Source organism: Pseudomonas retamae (assembly GCF_043496865.1).
Classification (GTDB): domain Bacteria; phylum Pseudomonadota; class Gammaproteobacteria; order Pseudomonadales; family Pseudomonadaceae; genus Aquipseudomonas; species Aquipseudomonas retamae.
This window is the reverse complement of the sequence record NZ_JBIEIL010000011.1, coordinates 50,474-68,619: the sequence shown is the minus strand read 5'-3', so window position 1 is coordinate 68,619 and position 18,146 is coordinate 50,474. Positions and strand designations below refer to the sequence as shown.

The window sequence follows — 18,146 nt, the reverse complement described above, 5'->3', positions numbered from 1 at the left end:
GAGTGCTATTCCTTCGGCTGCCCGCCACCGGCGGTGATCACCTGCACGCTCATGCGCGGCGTTGCCAGGTCCAGCCCGGCCTCGTCGAGATGGCGTTTGAGCGACAGGTTGAACGCGCGGGAAACCTCCCATTGCTTGATCGGCGCAGTCTTGAAACGCGCGCGCAAAATCGCACTGCCGGACTCGAAACTTTCCACGCCCTGGATTTCCAGCGGCGACCAGATGTTGCGCCGTTGCAGCGGATCGGTGCGCATTTTCTGACCGACGTCGCGCATCAGTTTGATCGCGTCGTCGATTTCCATGTTGTAGGGCACCGCGACGCGGAAGATCGCGTAGCCGAACTCGCGCGAGTAGTTCTTGATGCTTTTGATTTCGCTGAACGGGATCGTGTGGACGATGCCGTCGATATCGCGCAGGCGCACGGTGCGGATGGTCAGGCCTTCGACCGTGCCGAGGTGGCCGCCGACGTCGACGTAATCGTCGATGGCCAGCGAGTCTTCGATGATGATGAACAGGCCGGTGATCAGGTCCGCCACCAGTGACTGCGCACCGAAACCGATGGCCAGACCGATGACGCCGGCACCGGCTAGCAGCGGCGTAACGTTCATGCCCATGTTCGCCAAAGCGACGATCAGCGCGATGATGAAAATTGTCACGAACAGCACGTTGCGGATCAGCGGCATCATCGTTTGCGCGCGGGCGTTGGCCAGGCCTTTGCGTGAGCGGGTGAGCGCGTGGTGAACGGCGGTGTCGGCGAGAATCCAGATCAGCCAGGAAATGATCAGCGTGCCGATCAGGCTGAACAGTTTGACGCTGACGTCATGACCGTCGCCTTCGGCGAAACCGAGCAGCGAATGGCCCCAGACCCGCAGGCCCAGTTCGATGAACAACAGCCACACCAGCAAATGCGCGAGGGTGTAGAAAAAGTTTTTCAGGCGTTCCGAATAGAGCGCATGCCGTTTCGGCCCGCGTTGCGGTTTCAGTGAGTGACGGCGCACGAGGCCGTTGATGACCATGCACAACACCAGCAGCACCGTGCAGATCAGCGACTGGCGCAATGCGGTGCTGGTGTCGCCGGCGGAAACGAAGGTGGCGAACAGCGAAATACCCACCAGCACCAGCGCTGGCACGTACCAGAAGGTGCCAAGGATTTCGATGGTGTCGCTGAGGGCGCGGCGGGTCAGGCGTCGCGACAGCGGCTGGTTGCGGATCAGGTGCGCGATCGGCCGGCGAAAACGCAGGATGAACAGACCGGTCGATAGCGCCGCCAGCACATTGGCCACGGTCGCCGCGGTGTGAGCCAGATGCACGCCGAGGCTGGCGACCAGACGCGGATCGCTCAATGCCTCACCGAACGCGGCGAAGCTGCCGATCAGCCACAGCGGCCGGAAAGCCTGATGACGCAGAATGTACAGGGCGCGATGACGGTGCGGACCGTCGAGCAAGGAAAACGCGATTACGCAGATCGCCGAGAAACAGGTGCCGACCACCAGCGCATAGGCCAGCACCATCGCCAGACTCTTGCCCAGAGACGAGGGCAAGGCGTAGCTCATGTACACGGTCATCACCAACGCGATCAGCCACGGCCCGAGCTTGCGCAGGGCAAAGCGCAGCATGTCGAGGGCGCGCGGGTGTTGCGGCAGTTCTTCGGTGAGGCCGAAACGCAGGCGCACGCGGTGGCCGAGCCAGATCAGCGCGGCGGCGAGCAGGCTCCAGACCATCAGGATCATCGCGAAGCCGAAAATGATCGGCAGCCATTGATTGGCCGGCAGCATCAGGCCGCGCAGTTCGTCCTTGGCCAGATCGAACTCGTCGCCCCAGCGATTGAGCGGGCTGTCGGCGCCGGTGAATTGTTTTTCGAAATTGGCGAGGGTGCCGCCGATCAGGCCGAGCACGCCTTCTTCGGGGCTGGCCTGGGCCTTGTTGGTGGCGTCACGCAGTTTCTTCAGGTCGCTCAACAGTTGCGCGCGCTGCTGGTCGTTTTCCAGAGACTTGATGACTTCGTCGAGGGACTGGCCGAGCGGTTCCTCGGCGACGGGCTGCGCTTTGCCGGTGTTGAGCATGCCGGGCAAACCGACCGCGTGGGCGGGCGCCAGCGGCAGCAGGGCCAGCAGGCAAAAGAGAAACAGGCTGGGTAAGGCAAGAAAACGAGCAAACACGGGACGGTCAACCGGGCAAAGGGTGGATGCGCTGGAGTGTACGAGGCCCATGGGCGCAATGCGAGCCAGCACGGGTTATTCGTTGAGTTTGGCGAGGATCTTGTAGATCACCGTGGCGAGGATCATCAGCATGCCGATCCACATGGCGAACACGCCGGCGTTCTTGTCACGGAAATTGAAACCGATTGCCAGCAGGAGCATTCCGCTCAGGATCGGAATGAGCATGGCGTGGAACGACGACATCGAGATCATGGAGACTGCCTTGTCTGGGTTGATGGTTGCAGTCTAGGCGGCTTTTGCAATCGGGGGCGTGATGTGGTTCAGGAATGCTTCAAGTCAGTGAGGTTTGTGGTGTCTGAACCGGCGCTTTCGCGAGCAGGCTCGCTCCCACAAGTGATGCATTCCAAAGGGATTGATGTGCTCCCACTCTGGAATGCTTTCCAAGGTGGGAGCGAGCCTGCTCGCGAAGCTTTTCAGCCTTTAAGGCAAGTCACGACTGGCATAGAACGCACTGAGCACTTTGACCAGATGCGCCAGATCATGGCTGCCGCACAGCTCGCGGATCGAGTGCATGGCGAAGGTCGGCAGGCCGATGTCGACGGTGCGCACGCCCAGGTGGCTGGCGGTGATCGGGCCGATGGTCGAGCCGCAACCCATGTCGCTGCGCACCACGAAACTCTGCACCGGCACTTCTTCGGCCATGCACAGATGACGGAAGAAACCGGCGGTTTCGCTGTTGGTGGCGTAGCGCTGGTTGCTGTTGACCTTGATCACCGGGCCGGCGTTGAGCTTCGGACCGTGGTTGGCGTCGTGCTTCTCGGCATAGTTTGGATGCACGCCGTGGGCATTGTCGGCCGAGACCAGCAGGGATTTCTGGATGGTGCGAACGAATTCGTCGCCTTCCGGCAGCACGCGGCGCAGGGTCTGTTCGAGCATCGGCCCATCGGCACCGCACGCCGAGCAGGAGCCGACTTCTTCGTGGTCGTTGCACACCAGCACGCAGGTTTCGTCGGTTTCGGCGTTGAGCAAGGCTTGCAGGCCGGCGTAGCACGACAGCAGGTTGTCGAGGCGCGCGCCGGCGATGAAGTCGCCATTGAGGCCAATCACCGCCGCGCTTTGCGTGTCGTAGAAGCTCAGCTCGTAATCGAGCACCACGTCGGCGTTCAAGCCGTGTTCGCGGGCCAGTTGATCGGTGAGCACGGCGCGGAAATCCACGCGCTCGTCACCGGCAAATTGCGCGAGGATTGGCGGCAGCTCGGTTTGCGCGTTGATTGCCCAGCCCTGATTGGCTTCACGGTTGAGGTGAATGGCCAGGTTGGGAATGACTGCGATCGGCGCCTTGAAATCGATCAACTGGCTCTCGACCTTGCCGTCGCGGCGGAAGGTCACGCGGCCCGCCAGCGACAGGTCGCGGTCGAACCACGGCGCCAGCAATGCCCCCCCGTAGACTTCGACGCCCAGTTGCCAGAAGCCCTGACGTTGCAGTTCCGGTTGTGGCTTGACCCGCAGGCACGGGCTGTCGGTGTGCGCGCCGACCAGACGGATACCGCCATGCAGCGGCGAGGTGCGGCCCATTTTGATGGCGACGATGGAAGAGTCGTTACGGGTGACGTAATAGCGGCCGTTCGGCTCGGTGGTCCATGGCTCGCGCTCGTCGAGGCGCACGTAACCGGCAGCCTCCAGACGCTGGACCAGACTGGCGGTGGCGTGAAACGGGGTAGGGGAGGCCTTGAGAAAGTCGATCAGGCCTTGGTTCAACTCTTCGCGCATAAGAAACTCCAGACAGCAATGGGCGGGAGTTTAACGTATTGGCCGAACAATTGAATCCGAACCGGATCCCCTGTGGGAGCGAGCCTGCTCGCGAAAGCGATTGATCATTCAACATCAATGCTGAATGTGATACCGCTTTCGCGAGCAGGCTCGCTCCTACAGGGGGACGGTGTTGCGGTCAGAACGGCGCCGGGCACTCGAAGCGCAGGCGTTCGCCGCTTTGCGGGTGCGTGAAGCTGAGCATGCTCGCGTGCAGGCACAGCCGTGGCCATGCGGCCAAGGCCTGTTCATGGGCGTAGAGCCCGTCGCCGAGCAGCGGGTGGCCGATCGACAACATGTGCACACGCAACTGGTGCGAACGCCCGGTGATCGGCGTCAGCTCGACGCGGCACCAGTCGCCGCAACGCTCCAGGACCTTCCAGAAGGTCAACGCATGTTTGCCGAATTCGTGATCGACCACATGCCGTGGCTTGGTCGGCGGATCGTAACGCAGAGGCAGATCAATGCTGCCGCTGTCGAGCTCCGGCTGACCCCAGGCCAATGCGGTGTAGGCTTTTTCGGTTTCGCGGTCGTGAAATTGTCGCGACAGTTCGCGGTGCGTATCGGCGTCGCGGGCCAACAGAATGATGCCGGAGGTTTCCCAGTCCAGACGATGGACGATGCGCGCTTCCGGGTAGCCGTTTTCCTGCAGGCGGGTGATCAGGCAGTCCTTGTTGTCGTCAGCGCGGCCGGGCACCGAGAGCAGCAAGGTCGGTTTGTCGACCACCAGTACGGCGGCGTCCTGATGGATGATGCGGATGTTGGACAGCGGCATTAAACAGCCTCGTAACAAATGCCAACGGCGGTTCAGGGCCACTCCACTGAAGGAATGGCCCTGAACCGCCGTCGTACCTGCCGGATCGACTCAGCGATCGGGCAGGGTGATGTTGAGTTCCAGAATCGAGCAACTGCCCTGGCTTTCCAGTGCAACATGTACGTCGTCGTTGCCGATGTTGACGTACTTGCGGATCACGTCGACCAGTTCCTTCTGCAAGGCTGGCAGGTAATCCGGCGTGCTGCGCTGGCCGCGCTCATGCGCCACGATGATCTGTAGACGCTCTTTCGCTACCGAGGCGGTACTTGGCTTTTTGTTGGCACGAAAGAAGTCAAAAAGGTTCATTACCTACCTCCAAACAGGCGCTCGAAGAATCCCTTCTTCTCGACATCGAGGAATCGGTGGGCTTTTTCTTTGCCCAGCAGGCGGTCGACGGTATCGCTGTACGCCTGACCGGCATCGCTCTGGTCGTCGAGAATCACTGGCACGCCCTGGTTGGAAGCCTTGAGCACAGCCTGGGATTCCGGAATCACGCCGAGCAGGGTTACCGAGAGGATTTCCTTGACGTCTTCAACGCCAAGCATTTCGCCCTTTTCAACACGCTCCGGGTGGTAGCGGGTGATCAGCAGGTGTTCCTTGATCGGGTCTTCGCCACGTTCGGCGCGACGCGACTTGCTTGCCAGCAGGCCGAGCATGCGGTCCGAGTCACGTACCGAGGAGACTTCCGGGTTGGTCACGACGATCGCTTCGTCAGCGAAGTACATGGCCAGGTGCGCGCCTTTCTCGATGCCCGCCGGAGAGTCGCAGACGACGAACTCGAATTGTTCCTTGAGCTCCATCAGGACTTTTTCCACGCCTTCGACGGTCAGCGCGTCTTTATCGCGGGTCTGGCTGGCGGCCAGTACGTAGAGGTTTTCCAGACGCTTGTCTTTGATCAACGCCTGTTGCAGGTTGGCTTCGCCGTTCACGACGTTGACGAAGTCGTATACCACGCGGCGCTCGCAACCCATGATCAGGTCAAGGTTACGCAAGCCGACGTCGAAGTCGACGATCACTGTTTTGTGGCCGCGCAACGCGAGACCGGTACCGATAGCGGCGCTGGTGGTGGTCTTACCCACACCACCCTTGCCGGATGTAACCACGAGAATCTTGGCCAAGGTGTTTCACCCCTAAGGAAGAAGGACTGTTCAGCCCCTGAAAAACATCTCTTGAAAACTACTGCAGTCGGACAGCCTTGGCTGGAATTTGGCTTAAAGGCCTTTTTCCTACTTCGTTTGAGCCGTTTTCGCTACGTTTTAGAGATGCTTGGAAAATGCGGCAGTATCCGTTAAAGCCGAATGATGTTCAACACGTCGCCCGACAGGCTGACCTGCACGCCCGAACCCCACATCGGGTCGCGGCGCAGATCTTCGGAGACCTTGTAATGACCGGCGATGGAGATCAGTTCAGCGCTCAATTGCTGACAGAAAATCCGTGCCTTGGTATCGCCCTTGACGCCGGCCAGCGCGCGGCCACGCATCGGGCCGTATACATGGATGTTGCCATCGGCGAGAAGTTCCGCCCCCGGACTGACCGAAGACACCACCACCAAATCGCCACCCTGGGCGTATATCTGTTGGCCACCACGCACTGGCGTAGTGATGACACGGGTTGGTTTGACCGTCGGCTCAGGCGGCTTTTCCGGCTTCTTTTTGACTTCGGCTTCGGGCATTTCCAGCGGCCGCTCACGGGCGCCGGACGGCGGCAGCACGGGGATGTCGATGGCGATGGCGGCGGCGATGTCTTCGATGCGGCTGGCGCGAATGGCGAGCGTGCGCAGGCCATGCTGACGGCACACACGCATCAGCCCCGGCAGGTCGATGGCGCCCTGGCTCGGCGGCAGTTTGTCCAGCGCCAGAACCAGCGGCGCGTTGCTGAAGAAATTCGGCGCCTGGGCGACTTTCGCGGCCAATTGCCGATCGAGGCTCTCGAGGTCGTTACGGGCCAGTTCCAGCACAGTAATGGCCAGCATGCTGCCCTTGAGCTGGAATACGGGATCTTGGTCTAACGGGTCGGTTTGGCTCATGTCGGCATACAACGGCTTGTCACTAAAAGTGCCGAGACTTATAACGAGAACGCCCGCGAGCCGCAAGCCGGGTCGAACGATGTAGAATGCGCGGCCACTGTATTTACGGAAGCTTTAATGGATCGCCCGCGTTTTCGAAAAGCATTTCTTGCTCCGCGCTTCTGGCCGCTCTGGTGCGGTCTGGGGCTTTTATGGCTGATCGTGCAGTTGCCGTATCCGGCGCTGCTGACCATCGGTCGAGTTTTGGGCGCGTTGATGTATCGCGTGGCCGGCGACCGGCGGGCCATCGCCCGGCGCAACCTGGAATTGTGCTTCCCGGAAAAATCCGCTGCCGAACGCAAACGCCTGCTCAAGGAAAACTTCGCCTCCACCGGTATCGCCTTCTTCGAAATGGCGATGAGCTGGTGGTGGTCGCGTGAACGCCTGGCGAAACTGGCCCACGTCGAAGGCCTTGAGCATCTGCAGAAGGCCCAGCGCGAAGGCAAGGGCGTGATCCTCATGGCCGCGCATTTCACCACCCTGGAAATCGGCGCGGCGCTGCTCGGCCAGCAGCACACCATCGACGGCATGTACCGTGAACACAAAAATCCTTTGTTTGACTACGTCCAGCGTCGCGGCCGTGAGCGGCACAACCTCGATTCGCTGGCGGTGGAGCGCGACGACGTGCGCGGCATGCTCAAGCTGCTGCGCTCGGGCCGGGCGATCTGGTACGCACCGGATCAGGACTACGGCGCCAAGCAGAGCATCTTCGTGCCGCTGTTCGGCATTCAGGCGGCGACTGTGACTGCCACCACCAAATTTGCCCGTCTGGGCAAGGCGCTGGTGGTGCCGTTCACTCAGGAGCGTCTGGCGGACGGCAGCGGCTATCGGCTGGTCATCCATCCGCCGCTGGACGATTTCCCCGGCGAAACCGAAGAGGCCGATTGCATCCGCATCAACCAGTGGGTTGAAAGCGCGTTGCGTGCGTGTCCCGAGCAATACCTGTGGGCGCATCGACGCTTCAAGAGCCGCCCACCGGGCGAGCCGAAGCTGTACGCCAAACGCGCCTGATCGAGCCTTTTCTGTAAGCACCCTGGAGGGTTGCGATGCGCCCAGCTGAACCGGTCACAGGTCTGATTCTTTCCGGCGGCGGGGCGCGAGCGGCGTATCAGGTGGGCGTGCTGGCGGCGATTGCCGAACTGCTGCCGCTGGGCGCCGACAATCCGTTTCCGGTGATCGTCGGTACCTCGGCCGGGGCGATCAACGCCGTCAGCCTGGCCAGCGGCGCGACGGATTTTCGCGCCGCCATCGAACGCCTGACCTTGTTCTGGCAAGGCTTGCGCAGCCATCGCGTGCTGCGCAGCGACTGGCCCGGAGTGATCCGCCAGGCCAGCCGCTTTGTCAGCCACAGCCTGCTCGGCCTCGGCCGGCAAATGCCGGTGGCGCTGCTCAACAGTTCGCCGCTGCGCGAATTGCTCACTGAAAAACTGCACCTGCCCGGCATCGCCGAATCCATCGCGCGCAAACAACTGCACGCGGTAGCGGTGACGGCATTCGGTTACGAATCGGGGCAAGCGGTGACCTTCTATCAGGGCGGCGGCACCATCGATGCCTGGCTGCGGCATCGGCGCATCGGTGTGCCGACGTCGTTGTCGGTCGAGCATCTGTTGGCCAGTTCGGCGATCCCGTTGCTGTTTGCGCCGGTGAAGCTCGACGATGAGTTTTTTGGCGATGGCGCCGTGCGCCAGTCCGCGCCGATCAGCCCGGCGCTGCACCTGGGCGCCAGCCGCGTGCTGGTAGTCGGTGTCAGCGGCAACCCGCGCGGAGTCGATCCGCAGCAACCGCTGGTACGCAGCTACACCGGTCAGCAGCCGACACTGGCGCAGATCGGCGGGCACATGCTCAACAGTACGTTCATCGACAGTCTGGAAAGCGATATCGAGTTGCTGCAGCGCCTTAACCAGTTCAGTCATCTACTGCCGGAAGGCACGCCGACCCGCGAGTTGGGCGTGGCGCCGGTCGAGGTGCTGGTGATTGCGCCGAGCCAGCCGATCGATGAAATCGCCGCACGCCATCGTCAGGAATTGCCGGCGGCATTGCGTTTGTTCTTGCGTGGGCCGGGGGCGACCAAGACGAGCGGGGCGGGGGTGTTGAGTTATCTGTTGTTCGAGGCGGGGTATTGCAGCGAGTTGATTGAATTGGGGCGAAGGGATGCACTGGCCAAGCGCGAGGAGCTGTGCCGGTTTCTGCGGATATCGGAGGCGGTTCCAGCCTGACATTTGCGGTGCGGCTATCGCTGGCAAGCCAGCTCCCACAGGGGCATGTGTCGTTCAGAATTTTTGAATACACATGGAAACCTGTGGGAGCTGGCTTGCCAGCGAAGGCGTCAGTGAGGACGCCGCCGGATCAGAAGTGGAACTTCACCAGGAAGTTGGTCACGCTCTGATTGGTCTTGAACGCACCGGTGTCGTCGATCCCGTACTTGTCTTTCCAGTAGTCGTATTCCACACCGACATACAACTGCTTCTCGCCAAAGCTCAGCGCTTTGCCCAGGTCGTATTTGACCTGTGGGTTGAAGTGCAGGTTGGCGTGGTAATCGCCCTTGGAGTTGGAATCGTTGTCGGTCACCCAGTCCATGTAACCGTCGATCAGGATGTTCGAGTTGCCCACCGGAATGGTGTAGGACCAGACCGGAGTGATCTGCCAGACGTTGTCGCCGGGACGCGAGCCGTCGGTGTGGCGCTGGTAGAAGTTCAGCTGGAAGTAGTCGAAGCCTGGAATCGCCAGGTCGAAACCCGGACCGATCAGATAGGACTCGCTATCGCCTTCGCCGAACTCGTATGTCATGGCCAGCAGCACGTCTTTGATCGGGCCGAACTCGATCTTCTGGTTGAGTACCTTGCCCAGCGAGATGCGTGGCTGGAACTCGCCGTAGTAGGTGTTCGGACCGTTGTTGAAGTCCTTTTCACCGTTGTAGAAGATCTTGTCGAGGAAGAAGAAGTTGTCCCCGTACTTCCATCCGTCAGCGTGTTCGAAAGTCACGGTCTGCTGAATGCGCGGGTTGACCTGGAAGTCCTTGCCATAGAGGTAGGTCAGGCTGTTGTCCTGCCATTGCAGAAGGCCGTCGGCCATGGCCTGCCCCCCCGCCAGCAGCGATCCCGCAAGCATCAGGCTGGTGCACATACGTTTCATTCGGTTGCTCCCAAAGTAGGTGTTCCACGTTTGTTTTTTTAAGATCGGCGCTCTGGTGTGGCGCCTTTTTTCGTTGCTGCAAAATTCATCCGATCGGTCAGCTTCATTGCTGTTAGCAAGAGCTGAGCCAAGGCGTTCGAAAAGACAAAAAACGCCCGCTCGGCTGCTGAAAAAAACAGTCGATTGCGCGTGTTTTCGGGATGCCTCGGTACTGACCGCGGCCGGGATAAGTTGGCTTTTCGGTCAAGAATTAAATTCGGGCTTTTTTTTAGACCGAATTCAGAAGGCCGCGGAGAATACTGACTCAACGGCCAGGTCTCAAGTGCCCCGCAACAGAGCACCGACGACAGGCAGGGCGCACGGTTGCGGATCATCTTAGAAGTGCACCTTGAGCAGCAGGCTCGCGGAGTTCTGGTTGGTATCGAAGTTGTGGCTGTTTTCGATGCCGTACTTGTTCTTCCAGTAGCTGTATTCAGTGCCGACATACAGCTGCTTCTGGCTCCAGCCCAACGCTTTGCCGAGGTCATACTTGATCTGCGGATTGATGTGCAGGTTGGCGTGGTAGGTGCCGCGCGAGTTCTCGTCGTTGTCGACGACCCAGTCGAGGTAGCCGTCGATCAGCACGTCGGAGTTACCCAGCGGGAAGCTGTAAGACCACGCGGGGGTGATCTGCCAGACGCCGTCGCCGGGGCGCGGGCCTTCGGTCTGGCGGCGATAGAAGTTCAGCGTGACGTAGTTGAAACCGGGCACTTTCAGATCGAAGCCGGGGCCGATCAGGTAGGCCTCGCTGTCGCCTTCGCCATATTCGTAGGTCATCGCCAGCAGCACGTCCTTGATCGGGCCGAACTCGATCTTGCGGTCGAAGATCTTGCCGAACGACAGACGCGGGCTGAATTCGCCGTAGAAGGCGTGCGGACCTTTGTTGGCGTCTTCCTTGCCGTTGTAGAAGATCTTGTCGACGAACAGGAAGTTGTCGCCGTACTTCCAGCGGTCGGCGTGCTCGAAGGTCACGGTCTGCTGGATCGACGGGTTGATGGCGAAATTCTTGCCGTACAGATAGCTCAGGCTGTTGGTCTGCCACAGGAGCAGATCGCCGGCCATGGCCTGACTCGCGGCCAGCAGGCCGCCACTCAACATGACGCTGGTTTGCGTGCGGATCATCGGTTGCTCACTCTTGTTTTTATTGTTTGAGACGCAGAGCTGTAGCTTGCCTCTGTGGGAGCGAGCCTGCTCGCGAAGAGGGCGTGTCAGTCGCCATCACTGTTGAATGACACAGCGCTTTCGCGAGCAGGCTCGCTCCCACAAAGGAAAATCAGTGTTGTGCTCAGTGCGCATGGCAATCATTGATCGCCGCACGCTCCTTGCCGCCGAGAATGTTGAACAACAGGTTCAGCGTCAGCGCGCTGAGGGTGGCCATGGCGATGCCGCTGTGGGTGATCGGGCTCATCCACATTGGCAGGTGCGCGAAGAACTCCGGACGGACCACCGGAATCAGGCCCATGCCGATGCTGACCGCGACCAGCAACTGGTTGCGCCGGTCACCGATGTCGGCTTCCTGAAGAATCTTGATCCCGGTCGCAGCGACCATGCCGAACATCGCAATCGCCGCGCCACCGAGCACCGCCGGCGGAATCGACGCGACCAGAAACGCCGCTTTCGGCAGCAGGCTGAGGACGATCAGCAACCCACCGGCGACGATGGTCACCGAGCGGCAACGCACGCCGGTCATCTGCACCAGGCCGATGTTCTGTGCGAACGAGGAGTGGGTGAAGGTGTTGAAGAAACCGGCGAAGAACGATGCGCCGGCATCACACAGCAAGCCGCGGCGCAGCATGCGCGGGCAGACTTCCTGGCCGGTGATCTTGCCCAGCGCGAGGAACATCCCGGTCGACTCGACGAAGATGATCACCACTACCAGACACATCGACAGGATCGGCGCCAATTCGAACTTGGGCATGCCGAAATGCAGCGGCGTGACGAATTGAACCCATGGCGCGCTGGCCATGCCGCTGAGGTCGACCATGCCGATCACGCCGCACAGCACGTAGCCCAGGCACATGCCGATCAGCACGGAAATGTTCACCCAGAAACCGCGCATGAAGCGGTGAACGAGCAGGATGGTTGCCAGCACCAGCGCGGCGATGGCCAGATAAATCGGTGAGCCGAATTGCGCGGCGTCGACACCGCCGCCGGCCCAGTTCACGGCCACAGGGAACAACGATAAACCGATCGAGGTGATGACCGTGCCGGTCACCAGCGGCGGGAAGAAACGCACGACCTTGGACATGAACGGCGCGATCAGCATGCCGAAGAAACCGGCGGCGATGGTGGCGCCGAAGATACCCTGCAGACCGATGCCGGGCATGCCGGCCATGGCGACCATGCTGCCGACCGCCGCAAAACTGGCGCCCATCATTACCGGCATGCGAATGCCCATCGGGCCGATGCCCAGCGATTGGACGATGGTGGCGATGCCGGCGACCAGCAGGTCGGCGTTGATCAGGAAGGCGATTTCTTCACGACTCAGGCCAGCGGCCTGTCCGATGATCAGCGGCACCGCGATGGCGCCACCGTACATCAGCAGAACATGTTGCAGACCGACCAGGATCAGTTGCAAAAGGGGCAAACGCTGAATGGCGGGTGCGTCGGGGATGCGCGCTTTGGACAGCTCGGACATGCAACACCTCGGATCTTTTTTATTCTTGTGATTGAACAGCTGCCGGGTTGCTGGCAGCTGTTTCTTTGCATCAGGTTGACCGCATTGCGGCCAATCGCTGGCAAGCCAGCTCCCACACAGGCAGTGCAAACCTTGTGGGAGCTGGCTTGCCAGCGATGCTTTTACGGCTTAGTTGGTCTGCGCTCCCTGAGCAATCCAGGCACCGATCAGGTCACGTTCCTGCTGGGTCATCTGAGTGATGTTGCCCAGTGGCATGATCTGCGTGGTGATGGCTTGCGCCTGAATGCGCGCCGCGTTCTGGCGGATCTGCTCGGGGGTGTCGAGTATCACACCCGCTGGCGCTGCGCTGAACAACGGGCTGGTCGGTTTCGACGAGTGACAAACCGTGCAACGTTCCTGAATCACGTGGTGCACTTTGTCAAAACCGGGACCGGCGTTGGAGGCTTGCGCCGGTGCTGCGGCAGGCTCGGCAGGTGCCGCAGGTTGCGCCGCGTCAGCCGGTTTTGCGCCACCCCCCAGCGCCGTTTCCGGCAATGGCTGGTACTCGATTTGCGCCGGTGCCTTGGCCACTTCCGGGGCGTTCGACATTGGCATCGGACCGGTGACGTAAGCCAGGCAGATCATGCCCACCGCGCCGACCGGCAGGGTCCAGGCGAACTTGTGGCTGTCGTGACGGGTGTTGAAGTAGTGACGCACCAACACCGCCAACACCGCGATCCCGGCCAGGATCAACCAGTTGTACTGGCTGCCGTAGGTGCTCGGGAAGTGGTTGCTGATCATGATGAACAGCACCGGCAGGGTGAAGTAGTTGTTGTGTCGCGAACGCAACAGGCCTTTGGCCGGCAGCGCCGGATCCGGCGTGCGGTTCTCAGCAATGGCTGCAACCAGTGCGCGTTGTGCCGGCATGATGATGCGGAACACGTTGCCGACCATGATGGTGCCGATGATCGCGCCGACGTGCAGGTACGCACCGCGACCGCTGAACACTTTGCTGAAGCCATACGCTGCGCCGATGATCAGCACGAACAGAATGAAACCGAGCAGAGCAGGGCGTTTGCCCAGGGCCGAGTCGCAGAGGAAGGAGTAGATGAACCAGCCGACGAACAGCGAGCCGAGACCGATGGCCACGCCTTCCGGACCGCTCAGTGTGCTGCCCGGTGCGAGCAGGTAGAGCGTCGGATTGGAGTAGAACACCACGCACAGCAGCGCGATCCCCGACATCCAGGTGAAGTAGGCTTCCCACTTGAACCAGTGCAGGTTTTCCGGCATTGCCGGCGGGGCCAGTTTGTATTTTTCCAGGTGGTAGATGCCGCCGCCGTGGATCGCCCACAGATCACCGGCCAGACCGGTTTTCGGGTTGACGCGGTTGAGGTTGTTCTCCAGCCAGACGAAGTAGAACGACGCGCCGATCCAGGCCACGCCAGTGATCATGTGAACCCAGCGCACGCTCAGGTTCAGCCATTCCAACAGATGTGCTTCCACAGTCTTTACCTCTCGCCTGTCACTCTTGTTGTCGAGTGATCAGACCTTCTCTTATTGGTGGGGTGCGAGGATCAAACGCTCATCCTCTTTGAAAAAATGCTCATCGCAGTTATTGCCTGTGCCACTGCGATCAACCACCAGGAAGTCATCCCGCTTTTCGATCGTCAGCACCGGGTGGTGCCAGACGCCGCGATGGTAATTGATGCCCTGCCTGCCGTTGGTGACGAAGGCGCGGACCAAGCCTGATACAGGTTCATCGCCAAGTGGCGCGACCACGATCAGAAAGGGGTTGCCGAGCAGCGGAATGAAAGCCTGGCTGCCCAGCGGATGGCGTTCCAGCATGCAAACGGTCAGCGGCATGTCCTGCGCGTCGGCGCGGAAAATGCTGATGATCGCGTTGTCCTCAGGCTGTGCGGTTTCGACCGTCGCCAGTTTGTGGAAGCGCATGGTCGAACCGTTGTTGATCATGAAGTGATCGCTGCCGTCGGTTTCGATCACGTCACCGAAAGGGGCGAAGGCTTCTTTGGTCAGCGGTTCAATCGTCAGTGTGCGCATGCTGTTCTTCTTATCCGGATTCTGTGTTGACTGTTCTGACGCCTTCGCGAGCAGGCTCGCTCCCACCTTTGGAATGCAATCCCCTGTGGGAGCGAGCCTGCTCGCGAATGGGTTCAGCGGTTATTTAGCGACCTTGCCCAGTACACGCAGGCGACTCACGCCACCATCCGGAAACACGTTCAGGCGGATGTGGGTGATCGGGCCCAGTGCCTTGATCTGCTCGACGAAGGTGTGTTCGGCGTGCATTTCCAGCTTCTGGCTTGGCAGCAGTTCGCGCCAGAACAGCGACTGGGTTTCGATCTGGCTGTCGGTGCCGCCCTTGACGAACGCGCCCTGGATCGAGCAGGTGTCCGGGTAGTTGCCCTTGAAGTGCAGGGTATCGACCACGATCTTTTCGATCTCGCCCGGATGACCCAGGGCGACGATCACCCAGTCATTGCCCGGCGTGCGGCGACGTGCGGTTTCCCAGCCGTCGCCCATGTTGATGCCACGGCCCGGGTTGAGGATGTTGCTCATGCGGCCAAAGTGTTCGTCGGAGCAGGCGAGGGCGCGGCCACCGTTGAGGGCTGCAGCCAGATCGACTTGCTCGTTGTCGCCGACCGCCGACCAGTCGCGGAACGGAATGCCGTACACGCGCAGGCGGGCGACACCGCCGTCCGGGTAGATGTTGAAGCGCAGGTGGCTGAACGCCTGGTCGTTGCTGATTTCATGATAGTGGTGGCTGTTGCCCTGCAGCTCGACGGCCGACAGCACTTCGGTCCACTGGGTGTTTTCATCCGGCTCGCCCGAGGCCAGGAAGCACGCTTCCAGCGAGGCCGACGGCGGGTAGTTGCCGGTGAAGAATGAAGTGTCGATGTCGACGCCTTTGATCGAGCCCGGTACGCCGAGGCGGATCACTGCGCTGTCGAAACCTTCGAAGCGCTTGCGGCGCGACTCCCAGCCGTCCATCCACTTGCCGTTGTCATCGAACACGCCCTCCTTCCATACGGCCGGGGTCGGCTGAAACAGACGATTGGCGTCTGCGAACCAGTCATCGGTGACCGAAATGATCTTGGTGCCCAGACGGGCGTCGGCCAGGTTGACGTATTTTTCGAAAGGTACGGCGTAAGCTTTCATTCTTCTTGTCTGCCTTTGAATAAGTGGCTGGGGATGCTTGCAGGGCCCTGGGCGTTTACGCGTTCATTCACGCTCGGGCCAGGCTTGCTAAAGAGTCAGTAAACGGAACAGGGCAATCTTGTTGATCTCCGCCAGCGCGCATTTGAACTCGGCTTCCACCGAATTGTTGATGCGCGTTTCGAACGCCGCGAGGATCTGATGCCGGTTGCTGCCTTTTACCGCCATGATGAAGGGAAACTTGAACTTGGCTTTGTAGGCGTCGTTCAGCTCGGTGAAGCGCTGGAACTCTTCGGCCGTGCATTGGTGAATACCGGCGCCAGCCTGTTCATTGGTGCTGGCTTCGGTCAGTTGGCCCTGGACGGCGGCTTTGCCGGCCAGGTCCGGGTGAGCGTTGATCAATGCCAGCTGACTGGCGTGATCGGCGCTCAACAGGATGTCGCTCATGCGCTGGTGCAGGGTTTCGATCTCGTCGATCGAGGTGTCCGCACCCAGGTCGTAGGCCTTTTCGGCCACCCATGGCGAATGTTCGTAGATGTCGGCGAAGGCGTTGACGAAAGCGTCGCGGCTCAGGGTCGACGGTTGCAGGGTTTGAAAGCGGCTCATTGGGCGGCCTCTTGGTACGGGTGGGTTTCATGCCAGTGGCGCGCGATGTCGACGCGACGGCTGAACCACACCTGTTCATGACTTTTGGCGTATTCGATAAAGCGCTTGAGCGAGGCGAGGCGACCAGGGCGGCCGATCAGCCGGCAGTGCAGACCGATCGATAGCATTTTCGGCGCTTCGGCACCTTCGGCGTAAAGCACGTCGAAGGCGTCTTTGAGGTATTCGAAGAAATCGTCACCCTTGTTGAAACCCTGCACCTGGGTAAAGCGCATGTCGTTGGTGTCGAGGGTGTACGGAATCACCAGATGCGGCTTGCCGGTCGGGTTGTTCGGTTCCCAGTAGGGCAGGTCATCGTCGTAGGTGTCGCAGTCGTAGAGGAAACCACCTTCTTCCATCACCAGCCGACGGGTGTTCGGCCCGGTGCGGCCGGTGTACCAGCCGAGTGGGCGCTCGCCGGTCAGTTCGGTGAGGATGCGGATCGCTTCGAGCATGTGCTCGCGTTCCTGCGCTTCGTCCATGTACTGATAGTCGATCCAGCGGTAGCCGTGGCTGCAGATTTCGTGGCCGGCCTCGACCATCGCGCGGATCACATCCGGGTGACGCTGAGCGGCCATGGCCACGGCGAAGATGGTCAGCGGAATGTCGAATTCCTTGAACAGTTTCAGAATGCGCCAGACACCGGCACGGCTGCCATACTCGTAAAGCGATTCCATGCTCATGTTGCGCGCGCCTTGCAGCGGCTGCGCGGCGACCATTTCGGAAAGGAACGCTTCGGATTCCTTGTCGCCGTGGAGAATATTGCGCTCGCCACCTTCTTCGTAATTGAGCACGAAGGACAAGGCGATGCGGGCATTGCCCGGCCAGTGTGGGTGAGGAGGGTTACTGCCGTAACCGATCAGGTCGCGTGGGTAGTCAGCGCTCACTGCAGTCTTCCTTCTTATACGTTGACAGAGGGTGTGGCGGCCTGGCGGTGAGGGAGCAGGCTGGCGTCACAGCGATGGGCTGATTGTATACAACTTTATTTACATTTTGTAAGCCTGAATTTTCGCATTTTTCGCCGACTGTCATCTTTTCCTGATAATGGCGTGAACCTGCAAGAAACCTGCCTGACCCGTCAGCTATTGAACGGAAGGCGCAATGAATAGGCGTATCGCCGGTTAATCTGGAGGAAAGCCCCGAATGGCGGGGGTGGCAAGAAAAATGTCGTTTTTATTGTGTACAATTTTTTTGAAAAGTGTCTTAATCAGTCGCTCGCCGCAGCGTTTCGTGCCCCGAATCGGTGCGGTCTCCTTTTCAACTGACTTCGGGAGGCGCGAAGTCTGACTGCTCCACGCAGGCAGGCGCGCAGAATCAATGGGACGTTTGACTACTCACGTTTTGGACGCTGCACACGGTTGCCCGGGCAGTTCGATCAAGGTCGAACTGTACCGCGTTGAAGGTTCGCAACTGGAATTGGTCGCCAGTGCGGTCACCAACAGCGACGGCCGGGTCGATGCACCGCTGCTGCAAGGCGAGGACTATCGTACCGGGGTTTATCAGGTTCAGTTCCATGCGGGCGATTACTACCGCGCCCGTGGTGTCCAGTTGCCGGAGCCGGCGTTTCTCGACGTGGTGGTGCTGCGTTTCGGCATCTCTGCCGAGCAGGAGCACTACCACGTGCCGTTGCTGATTTCGCCTTACAGCTATTCCACGTATCGGGGCAGTTGATCCCCCAAGCGGCTGCCCCTGCCGGGA

The 18,146-nt window shown here is 60.5% G+C and carries 19 protein-coding genes; 3 read left to right on the top strand and 16 right to left on the bottom strand.

All coding sequences use genetic code 11. The features are described from left to right. Positions 1-5 precede the first annotated feature (5 nt). The 7 genes from ACGSLL_RS20930 to minC all read right to left on the bottom strand — a co-directional run bounded on the left by ACGSLL_RS20930 (position 6) and on the right by minC (position 6,808). Positions 6-2,159 (bottom strand): mechanosensitive ion channel family protein, encoded by a 2,154-nt coding sequence (locus ACGSLL_RS20930; RefSeq protein WP_394507862.1) that lies wholly within the window; start codon positions 2,157-2,159, stop codon positions 6-8. Between the two features lie 75 nt (positions 2,160-2,234). After that, positions 2,235-2,411: a hypothetical protein gene (locus ACGSLL_RS20925; RefSeq protein ID WP_167359889.1), complete on the bottom strand. Its 177-nt coding sequence runs from the start codon at positions 2,409-2,411 to the stop codon at positions 2,235-2,237. 228 nt (positions 2,412-2,639) lie between these two features. After that, positions 2,640-3,929, bottom strand: a complete 1,290-nt coding sequence (locus tag ACGSLL_RS20920) for a M18 family aminopeptidase (RefSeq protein WP_394507782.1) — start codon at positions 3,927-3,929, stop codon at positions 2,640-2,642. Between the two features lie 178 nt (positions 3,930-4,107). After that, complete coding sequence (locus tag ACGSLL_RS20915) at positions 4,108-4,743, bottom strand: RluA family pseudouridine synthase (RefSeq protein ID WP_208938147.1); 636 nt, start codon at positions 4,741-4,743, stop codon at positions 4,108-4,110. Positions 4,744-4,833: 90 nt separating this feature from the next. Next, a complete protein-coding gene (gene minE / locus ACGSLL_RS20910; protein ID WP_003223146.1) occupies positions 4,834-5,088 on the bottom strand; it encodes a cell division topological specificity factor MinE in 255 nt (84 codons plus the stop codon). Next, positions 5,088-5,900 (bottom strand): septum site-determining protein MinD, encoded by an 813-nt coding sequence (gene minD, locus ACGSLL_RS20905; RefSeq protein ID WP_007913953.1) that lies wholly within the window; start codon positions 5,898-5,900, stop codon positions 5,088-5,090. The genes minE and minD overlap by 1 nt, the downstream gene beginning before the upstream one ends. Positions 5,901-6,070: 170 nt before the next feature. Then, positions 6,071-6,808 carry a septum site-determining protein MinC gene (gene minC, locus ACGSLL_RS20900; protein ID WP_090282485.1) on the bottom strand — a complete coding sequence of 246 codons (738 nt, stop codon included), beginning with the start codon at positions 6,806-6,808 and terminating at the stop codon, positions 6,071-6,073. 117 nt (positions 6,809-6,925) lie between these two features. On the opposite strand from minC, the gene ACGSLL_RS20895 reads away from it, so the two are divergent. Continuing rightward, positions 6,926-7,858 carry a lipid A biosynthesis lauroyl acyltransferase gene (locus ACGSLL_RS20895; protein ID WP_394507781.1) on the top strand — a complete coding sequence of 311 codons (933 nt, stop codon included), beginning with the start codon at positions 6,926-6,928 and terminating at the stop codon, positions 7,856-7,858. A 35-nt stretch (positions 7,859-7,893) separates the two neighbouring features. After that, the gene (locus ACGSLL_RS20890; protein ID WP_394507780.1) at positions 7,894-9,063 is read left to right on the top strand and encodes a patatin-like phospholipase family protein; all 1,170 of its coding nucleotides are present in this window, start codon (positions 7,894-7,896) and stop codon (positions 9,061-9,063) included. Positions 9,064-9,193: 130 nt separating this feature from the next. Here ACGSLL_RS20890 and ACGSLL_RS20885 read toward each other — a convergent pair whose 3' ends face one another. The 9 genes from ACGSLL_RS20885 to puuE form a co-directional block, all read right to left on the bottom strand. Continuing rightward, positions 9,194-9,979, bottom strand: a complete 786-nt coding sequence (locus ACGSLL_RS20885) for an outer membrane protein OmpK (protein WP_394507779.1) — start codon at positions 9,977-9,979, stop codon at positions 9,194-9,196. Positions 9,980-10,017: 38 nt separating this feature from the next. After that, positions 10,018-10,353 carry a hypothetical protein gene (locus ACGSLL_RS20880; protein ID WP_394507778.1) on the bottom strand — a complete coding sequence of 112 codons (336 nt, stop codon included), beginning with the start codon at positions 10,351-10,353 and terminating at the stop codon, positions 10,018-10,020. A 1-nt stretch (position 10,354) separates the two neighbouring features. Beyond that, positions 10,355-11,140 carry an outer membrane protein OmpK gene (locus ACGSLL_RS20875; RefSeq protein ID WP_394507777.1) on the bottom strand — a complete coding sequence of 262 codons (786 nt, stop codon included), beginning with the start codon at positions 11,138-11,140 and terminating at the stop codon, positions 10,355-10,357. A 163-nt stretch (positions 11,141-11,303) separates the two neighbouring features. Next, the gene (locus tag ACGSLL_RS20870) at positions 11,304-12,656 is read right to left on the bottom strand and encodes a nucleobase:cation symporter-2 family protein (RefSeq protein ID WP_394507776.1); all 1,353 of its coding nucleotides are present in this window, start codon (positions 12,654-12,656) and stop codon (positions 11,304-11,306) included. 168 nt (positions 12,657-12,824) lie between these two features. Further along, a complete protein-coding gene (locus ACGSLL_RS20865) occupies positions 12,825-14,138 on the bottom strand; it encodes a urate hydroxylase PuuD (RefSeq protein ID WP_394507775.1) in 1,314 nt (437 codons plus the stop codon). 51 nt (positions 14,139-14,189) lie between these two features. Next, positions 14,190-14,693 carry an ureidoglycolate lyase gene (locus ACGSLL_RS20860; protein WP_016982872.1) on the bottom strand — a complete coding sequence of 168 codons (504 nt, stop codon included), beginning with the start codon at positions 14,691-14,693 and terminating at the stop codon, positions 14,190-14,192. 120 nt (positions 14,694-14,813) lie between these two features. Then, on the bottom strand, positions 14,814-15,809 hold the full coding sequence (alc, locus tag ACGSLL_RS20855) for an allantoicase (protein WP_122602866.1): 996 nt from the start codon (positions 15,807-15,809) through the stop codon (positions 14,814-14,816). 87 nt (positions 15,810-15,896) lie between these two features. After that, the gene (gene uraD / locus ACGSLL_RS20850; protein ID WP_394507774.1) at positions 15,897-16,412 is read right to left on the bottom strand and encodes a 2-oxo-4-hydroxy-4-carboxy-5-ureidoimidazoline decarboxylase; all 516 of its coding nucleotides are present in this window, start codon (positions 16,410-16,412) and stop codon (positions 15,897-15,899) included. Then, positions 16,409-17,335 carry an allantoinase PuuE gene (gene puuE, locus ACGSLL_RS20845; RefSeq protein WP_208938137.1) on the bottom strand — a complete coding sequence of 309 codons (927 nt, stop codon included), beginning with the start codon at positions 17,333-17,335 and terminating at the stop codon, positions 16,409-16,411. The genes uraD and puuE overlap by 4 nt, the downstream gene beginning before the upstream one ends. Before the next feature lie 430 nt (positions 17,336-17,765). Here puuE and uraH point away from each other — a divergent pair, with 430 nt between their 5' ends. Continuing rightward, positions 17,766-18,119, top strand: a complete 354-nt coding sequence (gene uraH / locus ACGSLL_RS20840) for a hydroxyisourate hydrolase (RefSeq protein WP_394507773.1) — start codon at positions 17,766-17,768, stop codon at positions 18,117-18,119. The last annotated feature ends 27 nt before the right edge of the window (positions 18,120-18,146 follow it).